11 protein-coding genes are annotated in these 12,822 nt (G+C 63.6%); 6 read left to right on the top strand and 5 right to left on the bottom strand.

Translation table 11 applies throughout. The features are described 5' to 3' along the window. The first annotated feature begins 2 nt into the window (after window positions 1–2). From urtD to AC0L3J_RS02020, 5 genes are all read left to right on the top strand, one after another. Complete coding sequence (gene urtD, locus AC0L3J_RS02040; protein ID WP_027514533.1) at window positions 3–758, top strand: urea ABC transporter ATP-binding protein UrtD; 756 nt, start codon at window positions 3–5, stop codon at window positions 756–758. An 11-nt stretch (window positions 759–769) separates the two neighbouring features. Next, window positions 770–1,459 (top strand): urea ABC transporter ATP-binding subunit UrtE, encoded by a 690-nt coding sequence (urtE, locus tag AC0L3J_RS02035; protein ID WP_219679705.1) that lies wholly within the window; start codon window positions 770–772, stop codon window positions 1,457–1,459. A gap of 27 nt (window positions 1,460–1,486) precedes the next feature. After that, window positions 1,487–2,716: a formamidase gene (fmdA, locus tag AC0L3J_RS02030; RefSeq protein ID WP_007615916.1), complete on the top strand. Its 1,230-nt coding sequence runs from the start codon at window positions 1,487–1,489 to the stop codon at window positions 2,714–2,716. Window positions 2,717–2,806: 90 nt separating this feature from the next. Continuing rightward, window positions 2,807–3,184, top strand: coding sequence for an FmdB family zinc ribbon protein (locus tag AC0L3J_RS02025; RefSeq protein ID WP_473345721.1), 378 nt, complete (start codon window positions 2,807–2,809; stop codon window positions 3,182–3,184). Window positions 3,185–3,224: 40 nt separating this feature from the next. Continuing rightward, window positions 3,225–4,265 carry an aliphatic amidase gene (locus tag AC0L3J_RS02020; RefSeq protein WP_247285232.1) on the top strand — a complete coding sequence of 347 codons (1,041 nt, stop codon included), beginning with the start codon at window positions 3,225–3,227 and terminating at the stop codon, window positions 4,263–4,265. Window positions 4,266–4,333: 68 nt separating this feature from the next. Here AC0L3J_RS02020 and AC0L3J_RS02015 read toward each other — a convergent pair whose 3' ends face one another. The 5 genes from AC0L3J_RS02015 to AC0L3J_RS01995 all read right to left on the bottom strand — a co-directional run bounded on the left by AC0L3J_RS02015 (window position 4,334) and on the right by AC0L3J_RS01995 (window position 11,826). Then, window positions 4,334–5,164 carry an MlaD family protein gene (locus AC0L3J_RS02015; protein WP_247285234.1) on the bottom strand — a complete coding sequence of 277 codons (831 nt, stop codon included), beginning with the start codon at window positions 5,162–5,164 and terminating at the stop codon, window positions 4,334–4,336. Window positions 5,165–5,311: 147 nt separating this feature from the next. Further along, a complete protein-coding gene (locus AC0L3J_RS02010; protein ID WP_473345719.1) occupies window positions 5,312–7,531 on the bottom strand; it encodes an acetate--CoA ligase family protein in 2,220 nt (739 codons plus the stop codon). Window positions 7,532–7,691: 160 nt separating this feature from the next. Continuing rightward, the gene (locus AC0L3J_RS02005; RefSeq protein WP_473345716.1) at window positions 7,692–8,672 is read right to left on the bottom strand and encodes a glycosyltransferase family 2 protein; all 981 of its coding nucleotides are present in this window, start codon (window positions 8,670–8,672) and stop codon (window positions 7,692–7,694) included. A 152-nt stretch (window positions 8,673–8,824) separates the two neighbouring features. Continuing rightward, a complete protein-coding gene (locus AC0L3J_RS02000; protein ID WP_473345715.1) occupies window positions 8,825–9,394 on the bottom strand; it encodes a class GN sortase in 570 nt (189 codons plus the stop codon). Between the two features lie 170 nt (window positions 9,395–9,564). Further along, the gene (locus AC0L3J_RS01995; RefSeq protein ID WP_473345714.1) at window positions 9,565–11,826 is read right to left on the bottom strand and encodes a marine proteobacterial sortase target protein; all 2,262 of its coding nucleotides are present in this window, start codon (window positions 11,824–11,826) and stop codon (window positions 9,565–9,567) included. A 184-nt stretch (window positions 11,827–12,010) separates the two neighbouring features. Between AC0L3J_RS01995 and AC0L3J_RS01990 the strand changes: the two genes are divergently transcribed. Next, on the top strand, window positions 12,011–12,781 hold the full coding sequence (locus tag AC0L3J_RS01990) for a helix-turn-helix transcriptional regulator (protein ID WP_473345713.1): 771 nt from the start codon (window positions 12,011–12,013) through the stop codon (window positions 12,779–12,781). The last annotated feature ends 41 nt before the right edge of the window (window positions 12,782–12,822 follow it).

The raw sequence follows: 12,822 nt of genomic DNA, 5'->3' as shown, positions 1-12,822 counted from the left end.
TCATGCTTGTTGGACATCAGCCGAAGGAATTCCTGCTCGCGGTCTCCGGGCTGACGGTTTCCTTCGACGGCTTCAAGGCGGTCAACGATCTCTCGTTTTACGTCGAGGAGAACGAGATCCGCGTCATCATCGGCCCCAACGGCGCCGGCAAGACCACGGTGCTCGACCTGATCTGCGGCAAGACCAAGGCGACCGAAGGCTCGATCCAGTTTCGCGGCACCGAGCTGACCAAGCTCAAGGAGAACGAGATCGTCAAGGCCGGCGTCGGCCGCAAGTTCCAGACGCCGTCGGTGTTCGAAGACCTCACCGTGTTCGAAAATCTCGAGATCTCGTTTCCGCGCGGTCGCACCGTATTCGGCTCGCTCACGTTCCAGCGTGACCAGCCGGTGAGGTCACGCGTCGGAGAGGTCGCCGAGATGATCTTCCTCAAGGACAAGCTCAACACCTATGCCTCCGAGCTCAGTCATGGCCAGAAGCAATGGCTCGAGATCGGCATGCTGCTGATCCAGGACCCGGACCTCTTGATGCTGGACGAGCCTGTCGCCGGCATGAGCGTGTCCGAGCGCGCCAAGACCGCCGAGCTGCTCAACCGCATCATCAAGAACCGTTCGGTGCTGGTGATCGAGCACGACATGAAGTTTGTCGAGGACATCGCGCACAAGGTCACCGTGCTTCACCAGGGCCAGATCCTCTCGGAAGGGACCATGGAGAAGGTGAAGAACGACCCCAAGGTCGTCGAAGTCTATCTCGGTCACTAAGGAGCGCGACGATGCTGGCTATTTCTGATCTTCACGTCGCCTACGGCCAGAGCGAGGTGCTGCACGGGCTCAACGTCAAGGTCGCGCCCAACGAGATCGTGGCGATCATGGGCCGCAACGGCATGGGCAAGACCACGCTGATGAAATCGCTGATGGGCATTTTGCCTACGAAGAGCGGCTCGGTGACCATGGACGGCGCCGAGCTCGGTGCCTTGCCGAGCTACGCGCGCGTCGCCAAGGGCCTCGCCTATGTGCCGCAGGGCCGCATGATCTTCTCCACCATGACGGTGAAGGAGAACATCGAGACGGGCCTCGTGGTCTCCGGCGGAACCGAGGTGCCCGGCGACATCTACGAACTGTTTCCGGTGCTGCTGGAGATGAAGGATCGCCGTGGCGGCAATCTCTCCGGCGGCCAGCAGCAGCAGCTCGCGATCGCTCGCGCGCTGGCGACTAAGCCAAAAGTGCTGCTGCTGGACGAGCCGACCGAAGGCATCCAGCCGTCGATCATCAAGGAGATGGCGCGCACGCTCAAGCGCATCCGCGACGAGAAGGGGCTTTCGATCGTCGTGTCCGAGCAGGTCCTGAGCTTCGCGCTCGATATCGCCGACCGTGTGCTGGTGATCGAGAACGGCGAGATTGTCCGCGACGATCCGCGCGACGCCGTCGATGCCGCGCAGGTCTCGAAATATCTGTCCGTCTAACCAACCGTGTAAAAGGGGAGCATCTCGATGCCAGAGACACTGATCAAGGTCGATCTCACCAAGTCGGCCTATGAAAATGACATGGTGCATAACCGCTGGCACCCCGACATTCCGATCGTAGCCTGGGTCAATCCCGGCGACGACTTCATCATCGAGACCTATGACTGGACCGGCGGTTTCATCAAGAACAACGATTCCGCCGACGACGTGCGCGACATCGATCTGTCGATCGTGCACTTCCTCTCCGGCCCGATCGGCGTCAAGGGCGCCGAGCCCGGCGACCTGCTCGTCGTCGACCTGCTCGACGTCGGCCCGATGAAGGAGAGCATGTGGGGCTTCAACGGCTTCTTCTCCAAGCAGAATGGCGGCGGCTTCCTGACCGACCATTTCCCGCTGGCGCAGAAGTCGATCTGGGACATCAAGGGCCTCTACACCTCGTCGCGGCATATTCCGGGCGTCAACTTCGCCGGCCTGATCCATCCCGGCCTGATCGGCTGTCTGCCTGATCCGAAGATGCTGGACACCTGGAACAAGCGCGAGGCCGAGCTGATCGCGACCAACCCGACCCGTGTGCCGGGCCTTGCCAATCCGCCGTTCGCGCCGACCGCTCATGGCGGCCGCGCCAAGGGCGACGTCAAGGACAAGATTGGCGCTGAAGGCGCGCGCACCGTGCCGCCGCGTGAGCATGGCGGCAATTGCGACATCAAGGATCTTTCGCGCGGCTCCAAGATCTACTTCCCGGTCTATGTGCCGGGCGCCGGTCTCTCGATGGGCGATCTGCACTTCAGCCAGGGCGACGGCGAGATCACCTTCTGCGGCGCGATCGAGATGGCCGGCTGGCTGCATCTGAAGGTCGAGGTGATCAAGGACGGCATGGCGAAGTACGGCGTCAAGAATCCGATCTTCAAGCCGTCGCCAATCACACCGAACTACAAGGACTATCTGATCTTCGAAGGCATCTCGGTCGACGAGGCCGGCAAGCAGCACTATCTCGACGTCACCATTGCCTATCGCCAGGCCTGCCTGAATGCGATCGAGTATCTGAAGAAGTTCGGTTACTCCGGCGCCCAGGCCTATTCGATCCTCGGCACAGCACCGGTTCAGGGCCACATCTCCGGCGTGGTCGACGTGCCCAACGCCTGCGCCACGCTATGGCTGCCGACGGAAATCTTCGACTTCGACGTGATGCCGTCGTCGGCCGGACCGATCAAGCACATCAAGGGCGATATCCAGATGCCGATCTCGCCGGACAAGTAATCCCTGCGCGACCGGATGCGGGACGGCGTATCTGCCGCCCCGCATCCGCCGCGGCAGTTCTCTCACAGACAACAGCGTAGGGATGATGCGATGCCGGTCTATGAATATCTCTGTGACGATTGCGGCCCGTTCAAGGATATGCGCCCGATGGCCGAATTCGACGATCCGCAGGTCTGTCCGCAGTGTGAAATCATGGCGCCGCGGGTGATCCTGACCGCGCCGAATTTCTTCTGCATGCCCTCGGAAAAACGAAAAGCTCACGCCGTCAATGAGCGCAGCACCCACGCGCCGCAGACGCTGGCGCAATACAAGGCGTCGCACGGTCCCGGTTGCGGCTGCTGCTCCACGGGAAAGAACTCGTCGGACAAGAGCTCATCGGACAAGAAGAAGCCGGCGCGCCTGGTGACCAAGACCAGAAGCGGCGCCAAGGGTTTTCCAACCGCGCGGCCCTGGATGATCAGTCACTGATTCACGCGGCAATCTCAAACAGGGTAGAGGAGCAATTCAAATGCTTCACGGTGACATCTCCAGCAGCAACGACACCGTCGGCGTCGCGGTGGTCAACTACAAGATGCCCCGCCTGCACACCAAGGCCGAGGTGCTCGATAACGCCCGCAAGATCGCCGACATGGTGGTGGGCATGAAGACCGGTCTTCCCGGCATGGATCTGGTGATCTTCCCGGAATACTCCACCCAGGGCATCATGTACGACTCCAAGGAAATGTATGAGACCGCTTGCGCGGTGCCGGGTGAGGAGACCGCGATTTTTGCGGAGGCCTGCCGCAAGGCCAAGGTATGGGGCGTGTTCTCGCTCACCGGCGAGCGCCACGAGGAGCATCCGAACAAGGCGCCGTACAACACCCTGATCCTGATGAACGACAAGGGTGAGATCGTGCAGAAGTACCGCAAGATCATGCCGTGGGTGCCGATCGAAGGCTGGTATCCCGGCAACTGCACCTATGTTTCCGACGGCCCGAAGGGGATGAAGGTCAGCCTGATCATCTGCGATGACGGCAACTTTCCGGAGATCTGGCGCGACTGCGCCATGAAGGGGGCCGAGCTGATCGTACGCTGCCAGGGCTACATGTATCCGGCCAAGGAGCAGCAGATTCTGATTTCAAAGGCGATGGCGTGGGCCAACAACGTCTATGTCGCGGTCGCCAACGCTGCCGGCTTCGACGGGGTCTATTCCTATTTCGGTCACTCCGCGATCATCGGCTTCGACGGCCGCACCCTCGGCGAGTGTGGCGAGGAGGACTACGGCATCCAATATGCTCAGCTGTCGAAGCATCTGATCCGCGATGCACGCCGCAACGGCCAGTCGCAGAACCATCTCTACAAGCTGGTCCATCGCGGCTACACCGGCATGATCAATTCCGGCGAAAGCCCGCGCGGCGTCGCCGCCTGTCCCTATGATTTCTACAAGAACTGGATCGCCGATCCCGAGGGCACAAGGGACATGGTCGAGGCGATGACGCGCGCGACGCCCGGGACCGCCGAATGCCCGATCGACGGCATCCCGAATGAAGCGGCGCCGAGCAACTACTGAGCCATGGCTGGCATCAGCCATCCGCTCCTGCACCGGCAAGGGCGTCGTGCACTACGCGTGATAAGGGTCTAGCGTTTCTGCTGCGCCGGCTTGCGCGGCGGGCGCGGAGCGGCGGCCGGGGTGGGTGTCCCGCTCATCTTGTTGGCGGCCTCGCTGACGTCGAGCAGCGAGCGACGGATGTCTTCGAGGAAGTTCGCCGATTTCTTCCTCATGGTGTCGGCGAGCTCGTGCAAACCCTGAATCTTTTCGAACAGCTCATCCGCCTTGCCGTCGGCAAAGCCGGGCACGACGCCTTCGATCTTTGTGACCGCCTTGTCGAAGCCCGCGAAGGCGCTGTCGACCTTGGCCATGACGGAATCGATTTCGCCGCCCTTGCTCCGGAGATCGGCGGTGTAGTTCTCGAACGTGCGCAGGCCCTCCTTGATCGCCGGGGCGTTGCTGACGATGGTGCGGTCGACACTATGCAGGGTGTCGACGATGGATTCGGCGTCACTGAGATCGGCGGTCAGCACGGGGACGCCGTCCGAGTCCAGCGGCACTGGCGGCGCCGAGGGGGCGCCGCCGATCAGCGAGACCGCGGCGACGCCGGTGAGACCCTGAAACTCGATGCCCGCGACGGTGTCCTTGCGGATTGGCGCGGAGTTGTCGAGCATCACCAGGGCCACGACCTTGCGCGGATTGTCCAGCTTGATCGACAGGATCTGGCCTGCGGGGACGCCGTCGAAATTGACCGGTCCGCCGCGGCGCAATCCGCTGGCCGAGCCGCCCTCGAATACCACGCGCAACTGGCTGCGGCTCTGGAGGGTGCGCCATTTCTGCACGCCGAGCACGCCGCCGAACGCCACGGCGATCACCGCCAGCGTCGCCGTTCCGATCACCAGATTGCTCGCGCGTGCCATGCCGGGTGATTTTACGGCCAATCGAGGGAAGTTGGAAGGAGCTGCAATGGTACGTAGGGCGGGTTAGCGAAGCGTAACCCGCCAACGCCTCGTGCGGCCATGGACCGATTTGGCGGATTACGCTGCGCTAATCCGCCCTCAGCGACATCAATGTCCGGCGGCGCGTTTTGCCGCAGCATTGTTCAGCACAATGAGGGCATCGACGGCAACGCCTGTTTTGGCATTGATCAGGAACGGATTGACGTCGATCGAGGCGATCCGGTCGCCGGCATCGGCGATCAAGTTGGACAGGCCGACCAGGGCCTTCACCGCGGAGGCCTCGTGCAAAGCCGGCTTGCCGCGATAGCCGCGCATCTTGATGCCGGCCTTGGTGCGGCCGATCAGAAGTCGCGCCTCCGCCTCGTCCAGCGGCGCACCGGCGAGCGCGACGTCCTTCATCAGCTCGATGTCGATGCCGCCGGTGCCGAACAGCACGACCGGGCCCATCTCGGCATCGAGGGAGGCGCCGACCACGAGCTCCAGATCGGCCTTGACCTGTTGCGCGATCAGGATCCCATCGAGCTTCGGCTTGCCCTTCAGCTTACTCACCCGCGCGGTGATGTCGGCGATCGCCTTTTTCACTTCGGCTGCGCTGGTGAGATTCAGCACCACGCCGCCGATATCTGATTTGTGCAGGATCTCGGCGCTGACGACTTTGGCCACGACAGGGAAGCCGATCTGCTTGGCGATCTTCACGGCCTCGGCTGCCGTCTGTGCGATTGCCTCCTTCGAGGTCGGGATGCCATAAGCCTTCAGGAGCTTCTTCGAGGCGACCTCGTCGAGCGCGGCGCCGGTTGCCGATTTCAGCGCCTTCTCCAGCACGGCACGCGCGCCAGGCTTCGAGCTCGAGACGATATCGGGCACTTCCTTGCGCAGCTTGGCGTAGTCGAGCAGCGACTTGATCGCAGTTACCGCGCGATCCATGCCCTGCATGACCGCAAGATGCGGCAGCGACTTGCGCAAGGTCTTGGTGAACTCCGTGAAGCCGATCGACATCGCGCTGATATAGATCACCGGCTTGCCGGCCCGGCTCGCCATCTCGTCGACGATGCGCAGATTGCGCTCGCGCAGCTCGTGCGGCGCTTTCGGCAGCTCGGCATCGATGATGACGATGTCGATATCGGGGTCGTCGATCATCAGCCCGATCGTTTTCATGTAGACGGAGGGATCGACCACCGCGGCAAAGCCAGCGTCGAGCGGGTTGCCGACGATCGAGCCCGGCCCGAGCATCCTTGCCAGCTCCGAGCCGACATGCGAGCTGAGTGGTGCAAAATTCAGGCCCTCTGCATCGAAGGCGTCGATCAGCATGCCGCGCTTGCCGCCGGATAGCGTCACCGCGGCGAGCCGGTCGCCCCTGGGCACAGCGGCGTGGACGAAGCATTCGGTGGTCTCGATCAGTTCGTCGAGCCCGCCGACCCTGATGACCCCTTCGCGCGTAGCAATGGCGTCGAATGTCTCGATCGAGCCCGCGAGCGCGCCGGTGTGCGCCATCGCCGCCGCGCGGCCACCCTCGGACGCCCCGAGCTTGAGCGCGATCACCGGTTTGCTCGCGGCGCGCGCCGCCTTGCAGGCGTCCCGGAATGCCTTGGTGTTGCGCACGCCTTCGAGGTACACCACGATCACCTTGATGCTCGGATCCTCGGCGAAATAGCGCATCAGGTCCGGCGTCTCGAGCCCGGCCTCGTTGCCGGTCGTCACCATGTAGCCGACCCCGACGCCGCGATCTTCCAAAGCCTGGCGGATCGCCATGACGATGGCACCGGATTGTCCGGCAATCGCCACCGCGCCCTGTTCCATGGTGACGATACGGTCGTCGATATTGGTGAAGAGCTTTTCGCCGGCGCTCAAATTGCCGAGGCAGTTCGGGCCGGTGACCGCCAATCCCGTCTCGCGGACGGCCGCTTGCAGTTCGGCGGCGAGCTTCTGGCTCTCCTCGTCCTGCAATTCGCTGAAGCCCGAGGTGACGATGGTGGCCGAGCGCGCGCCGGCCGCGGCGGCATCGCGGATCACCTGCACGGCAAAGCGCGCCGGGACCAGCACCAGCACGTGGTCGGGTTTTTCCGGGAGGCTTGCAAAGTCTTTGTAGCAGGGGACACCCCAGACGGTGTCGCGTTTGGCATTGACCGGATAGAGCCCGCCTTCGTAGCCGTATTTGACCAGATTGTTCCAGATGCGCTCGGCATAGTTGCCGGGCTTGTCGGTCGCGCCCACCAGCACGATGTTGCGCGGATGCAGCATGGCGTGGATGCCCTTGACGATGTCGCTGGCATCGGGCGGCGGAGACCATGGGCGCGATGAAGCGGAGGCGGTAGATACGCGAGCTTCCATGGTGTGACCTCACCTGTTGTTCTTGTTGGCGGTGCGTCGCTCTGTTCTATGGCGAGTTCTTCGGACTGGCAACCACGTGGGCGGGCATGCCGTGCGGTGGAATGAGCGCGCATCAAACCCTGGTGATCCGGGATCTCCGGATCACTGCTCGCGCGGTCGTTCAATATCTCAGCATGCCGAGCTTGTAGGCGTAGTGATAGGCCAACTGCTTCGCCAGATAAGGAGCGACGGCGCGCCGGATCTGCATCTGTGTCGGTTCGAAGCCGAGAATGCGTCGCCGCAGGACGCCCATCTCCCTGACGCCGACCGCATAGGTGGACGCCGTCTTTTGTGCGTCATGGATTCGGAAGCAGGCGAGAAATCGCGGCAGGCGTGCGAATTTGAATCCCGCGGCTTGCGCTCGCAGGATGAAGTCCCAGTCCATCGCGTAGTGCAAGCTCTCGTCGATCGGCCCGATCCTGTCCCACACGCGCTTGCGCCAGAACATCGTCTCTTGCGGAATGTAGTCGGCATATCGCAACGCCTTGCCGTCATGGGGCGGCAGCACGGCGCGGCCGACCTCGAGTCCCTCGCGATCGATGAAGACACGATGGCCATAGACGACGTCGACACGCGGATGTGCGATGAAGTAATTTGCGACATAGGCAAGCGTCCCGGGCAGCAGGATGTCGTCGCTGTTGAGATAGGCCATGATCTCGCTCTCGATGCCGGCGAAGCCGAGATTGATGGCGCTGGATTGCCCCTTGTCCGGTTCGCTGCTCCAGCTGAGGCTATCGCCGCGCCTCTTCAAGAGATCGAGCGTGCCGTCGATCGAGCCGCCGTCCTGCACGTGATAATACAGGTCCGGATAGTTCTGGCTGACGACGCTGTCGATCGTGGCGCCGAGATATTGCGCATGGTTGTAGCTCGGCGTGACCATCGCGATTCGGGGCGCGCCCGGATGGATCGCAGGTGCTGGCGGGAAAGCCGTCAGGTTGAGCAGGCGCGGCGGATATTGCTCGAAGGTCCACATCGGCGGTCGGCGCCAGAGGCTCCGAAGCGAGGAGCGTCTTTGCCCGGCGGCAATAAGATCCTGGTTCCTCTCCAGGAGCGCGACGCGGTTCTCGAGCTGTTCGAGACGCTGCCTGAACTCCTCATCCATCACCGTTATTCTCGCAAATTGCAGCGAAAATGCTCAATGGGCCGTTCTGATAGGTCTCCGGTCGACGGCGCCGGTTCAGCGGTTCCATCAAGCGGGATTGTCCCTACAGGTCGGGCGGATTCAAGTGGGGGGTGCGGATCGATTGCGAACCGCTATTCATCGGTTCCGATCAGGGTGGCATGCAGGATGTAGCGCTCGGGGCCGGACGCGAGCGCGTCGAACGGCCAGCAGGTCGCGAGCACGAGTTCGGCAGCCCGTGCCGCAGGATCGATGCCGGAGGCATCGAAGCGAACCACAGCGGAGGAATCCGCGCGAAAACGAAAGTGCTTGCCATCACTGCGTGTGACATCGATCAGGTCACCAATGGCGACATTCCGCAGGAAGCGGAAATGAGTGTCGCGGTGCGCTGCATATACGGCAACACCCCGCTCGCCCGCGTCAGCCGTTTGGCGGATATGGCCGGGCCCGAAAGCGAGCGCCTGGCCGCTTGCGCCTTCCAGCACGATCGCGCTGGCGCCGATCCGCTTCACCTCGATTCGCGCGACCGGCCAGGTATCGGCCCATGACCATGGCCTGACCACTTCACCGGTCGCAACGCTTCGGTCGAACGCGCGCTCCAGCAGCACCTGCGCGAGCCACGCTTTGGCATGGATGTAGGCGCCGTCGCCGAACAGGATGATGCCGATCAGGGCGAGAGCCAGGGGAGAGATGAAGCGGGGCATTGTTTCCACACTCGTCATTGCGAGCGAAGCGAAGCAATCCAGAATCTTTCCGCGGAGGCAGCCTGGATTGCTTCGCTGCGCTCGCAATGACAACAAAAAAGGCGCGCGCGGCCGTTGGTGTGGGACGGGCAGCCGCGCGCGCTAACAGAGGAGTTCGGGGGACTCCTCTCTCAAGCGGCGTCAGTGAGCAAGGTCTGACGCCGGTTGAACACGAACAGGATCAGGGCGAGCACGATCAGGATCAGACCTGCGGTCATTTTCAGCTCCGCCGAGGTCGCGGTCTTGGGCAGGCGGATCGCATCCGGTGCAGCGGGCGTCGGCCGCCTCGTGGCCGGCTGGTTGCGCGCATCGGCGTGACGCTCGCGGAGCTGCGCCGGGACCTGCTGTCGTTCGCCAAAGACCTTCGCGAAATCCCAACCGGCCGGCAGGTTGATCGGCAATTCGCTGGGCTTGAGCGGCTCGCCTTCGGGACGGCTCGGCGTCTTGTCGACCGCGACGAGGCTGGTGAGCCGGGTGACGATCTGATGGTCGAGTGCCAGTGCCAGGATCGCCTTGTCGGAGTCTTCGGGCGTCATCTCGCGCAGGGTGCGCGCCACCTCGGCATCATCGATCTTGCGCTTGGCCCAAAGCTTCGACAGACCTTTGCCTTCGGCCGCATTTTGCAGCGGCAGCGTCACCGACCATGGGCGGTCGCCGACGCGGCCCTTGATCTCGACCGAGCCCGCAAGCGTGTCGAGCTTTGCCGCCAGCACCAGCGGCTCGTCGCGATAGACGTCGGGAATGATCGTCGGTGTGACGTCGGCCTTGGCTTCGGAGAACTTTGCGCTCAGGCCGGTCACGGCCGGGTTCTCGAGCTTGGCAAACAGGCCGCGCATGCGCTCCTCGACCTGCTCGACGGAGCCGATATGGGTGAAGGCGCCGCGGCCGAGCTCGGCGGCGCGCGTCATCAGATAGGTATTGGGCGCCGAGCCGATGCCGACCATGAACACGCGCGAGCGGCCGCGCATCGCCGTGATCGTTTCGAACAATTGCTGCTCGTTGCCGATCGCGCCATCGGTCAGGAATACGACCTGGCGAACCATGCTGGCGTCGCCAAGCTTGTCGGTCAGCGCGGCCCGCATCGCCGGCACCATCTCGGTGCCGCCACGCGCCTGCAGCGCGCTGACGAACGAGGTGGCTTCACCGACACGCTCGGTATCCGCCGCCACGGAAGCCGGAAACAGCACGTCCATGGTGTCGTCGAAGCGGATGACGTTGAAACGGTCGGTCGGCTGCAGACGGGAGAGCGCGTAGGTGAGGCTCGCCTTGGCCTGGACGATCGACGTGCCGCCCATCGAGCCGGAATTGTCGATCACGAACACCACCTCGCGCGGCCGTGGCTTCTGCGTCGCCTGCTCGGCGGCGGGCGGGGTGACGAAGGCGAGCAGATAATCGGCGTCGCCGACGCGCTCGCGGAACAAGCCGACCGACGGCGCCTTCACGGCAGCCGGCTTCCAGGTCAGTTCGAAATCGCGGTCGGCTGGCACGGCACCCTCGGCAAGCGTGACGATTCGCGTCGTATTGTCCGGGCTCTCGACCTTGAAGTTATGATGGGGGCTCTTGACCTCGCCGAGCGCAAAGCCGGCGTTCAGGCGCACCGTGATGCTGGTCGGATTGACCGGCGCATTCCGGGCAGGATCCAGCACGGGCGGCGAGATGCGGTCGCGGTCCGGCACCGGGTCCGAATTCGTCGCGCCCCAGCCGGAACCGTCGTTGCGGAAATCGACGCTCTGGACGATCGGCGCCGGATTGTAGCGCGGCCCGACCACCAGCGGCAGGCGCAGCGAATATTCGTTGCCGGATTGGTGCACCGGTTCCTGATATTCGATCTGCACCAGCACCGTTTCGCCGGGACCGATATTGGCGACCGAGTTGGTGAAGATGTTCGGCCGCTCCTGCTCGGTGAGCGCGGCCTTCTGGCCGGCCCGGCGCGCCTCTTCGTAGATCACGCGCGCCTGCTGCCGCTCCTTGATGTCGCCGACGATGACGCGGTTGCCGACCACCATCTTCAGCGAATCGACGGCACCGCCGGCGGGAAGCGGATAGACATAGGTCGCCTCGACCCAGTCCCTGGTCGGATTGCGGAAGATCTGGGTGACGCGGGCGCGCAGCGTCGGGCCTGATACCGTGATGTCGACGTCGATGCCGAGGCGGATCGCTTCCGTGTAGGCCCCGTCCTCCTTGAGGAGAAGAGACCCGGATTTGGCATCGCCGGGCTGGAGCAGGCTGGCCTGCTCCGTCGTAGCCGACCAGCCCGGCTCCAAGCTCACCAGCAGGGCCACGAAGGCGACCAGCATCACCGCGATGCCCTGCGCCAGAAGGAAAAGTCCGACCACGATCAGTCTGCCCAGCCAAGGGTGTTCGTTGCTATCCGTCGTGTCGTAGGTATCCATTTGGCCTGCTCCCGAGGATGTTTGCTGGCTCTGAGCATCCGCCGGGACGGCCCGAGTTCGCGAGCAGAATGATCGGCAATGATCCGTCGCGGCCGGCCCGCGCGGGCCGCCGTGGGGGGGACGAAGTGCGGTTTTGTGCTGGTTTGTCCGCCCTGCTAGGATGTCGTCCTGGAGCAGGGCCACGATGCAGACGCAGGACAAATTCACCGACAAGCAGCTTTCGGACGAGCAGAGTCGCGAGATCGCGGAGACCATTCGCGAGGAGCTCGCCAGACGCCGGATCTCCCGGCAGGCGCTGGCCGAGCAGGCCAAGCTCAGCCTGTCGACGCTGGAGAAGGTGCTCGGCGGCCGACGGCCGTTCACGCTGGCGACCACGGTGCGGCTGGAGCAGGCGCTGGGCGTCTCCCTGCGCAGAAGCGCCGCCGTGGTGACGCCTCCGGCAGCAAGCGATGTCGCGCCCGACAGCCTTGGCTCCTATGCGCATCGCGCGGTGACCTGGCTCGAGGACGTCTACGTCACGCTGCGACCGTCGTTCGGCGACAAGGACGCGATCTTCGCCTACCGCACCGAGATCGTCTGGGAGCCGAAGGTCTCTTCACTGGTGTTCCGCGAGGGGGAGCGGACCGATGCCGCCTATGAACACACCGGCGAGGTCGCCGTGCCGCATCAGTCTGGCTTCATCTATCTCGTCATCATCAAGCACGGCCAGCATCGCGTGATCACGGTGTCGCGGCCGACGGTCGCCGGCGAAATGTACGGGATCATCTCGACGCTCCGCGCCGGCCCCGGCTCGCAGCTGACGCCGATCGCAGCGCCGATCGCCTATGTGCCGCTCCGAAACTTCGCGAAGCCCTCGCTGGGTCGGGTCGCGCCCGGCGATGCCAACCACGAACTGTACCAAAAGCATCTGCGCCGAACGGTGGAAGAATCGTTCGCGCTGTTTCTGTCGGTATAGTCCGCAAGAAATAGTCTGGAATGACGCAGCATGCGTCTATA

Source organism: Bradyrhizobium sp. Kon37 (genome assembly GCF_055807535.1).
This window is presented reverse-complemented; position numbering and strand designations above follow the sequence as displayed.